Here is a 905-nt window from a genome sequence, read left to right as displayed (position 1 = left end):
CTAGGCAGTTTCGTTTGGATCAGTCGGTCGTTGGTCCGGGTGTGCCGTTGACTGATGCGCAGTGGGCGCGGATTGAGCCGTTGCTCCCGGACCGGACACCGAAGCGGGGTGGCCGCTGGCGTGACCATCGTGAAGTGATCGACGCGATCGCCTACAAGTTCCAGACCGGCACGCAGTGGGTCCACCTGCCGGAGAAGTACGGCAACTGGCGAGGGATCTACAACCGGCTGCGGATGTGGGCCCTCGACGGCACCTGGGAGCGGGTGTTCACCGCCCTGGTGGCCCAGGCCGACGCGGACGAGGACCTCGACTGGGCCGTCTCGGTCGACTCCACGATCGTGCGGGCCCATCAGCACGCGGCCGGGGCCCGCAAAAAGGGGCTCCGCCCGACGAACCCGGCGACCATGCCATCGGCCGGTCCCGCGGCGGACTGACCACGAAGATCCACCTCGCTGCCGATGCCCGCTGCCGGCCCCTCGCGTTCGTTCTCACCGCCGGACAAGCCGGTGACGCACCCGCGTTCACCGACGTCATGGCCCGCCTGCGCGTTCCCCGCCGGCGAGGACGGCCCCGCACCAGGCCAGACCTGGTGCTGGCCGACAAGGCGTACTCCTCCCGCGCGATCCGCGAGCACCTGCGCAAGCGCGGCATCCGGGCAGTGATCCCCGTCCCCGCAGACCAGCGCAGACACCGGCTACGTCGGGGCAGCCGGGGCGGCAGACCACCGGCCTTCGACCGCGAGACCTACAAGCAGCGCAACACCGTCGAGCGGTGCATCAACCGCCTCAAGCAATGGCGAGGCATCGCCACCCGCTACGAGAAGACCGCCACCATCTACCTGGCCGGACTCCACATCGCAGGCATCTTCCTCTGGTCCGCCCGGTGATCCAAACGAAACTGCCTAG

1 protein-coding gene is annotated in these 905 nt (G+C 69.0%); it reads left to right on the top strand.

All coding sequences use genetic code 11. The features are described from left to right. The first annotated feature begins 14 nt into the window (after positions 1-14). A protein-coding gene (locus tag MTQ10_RS30780) for an IS5 family transposase (protein ID WP_441351010.1) occupies positions 15-886 on the top strand; the annotation gives its coding sequence in 2 pieces (ribosomal slippage) (positions 15-375 and positions 375-886; 873 coding nt in all). Positions 887-905 lie beyond the last annotated feature (19 nt).

Source organism: Streptomyces sp. XM83C (assembly GCF_023072675.1).
GTDB lineage: Bacteria > Actinomycetota > Actinomycetes > Streptomycetales > Streptomycetaceae > Streptomyces > Streptomyces thermocoprophilus.
Note: the sequence above shows the minus strand (reverse complement) of the source record. Positions and strands in the feature narration are given on the sequence as shown.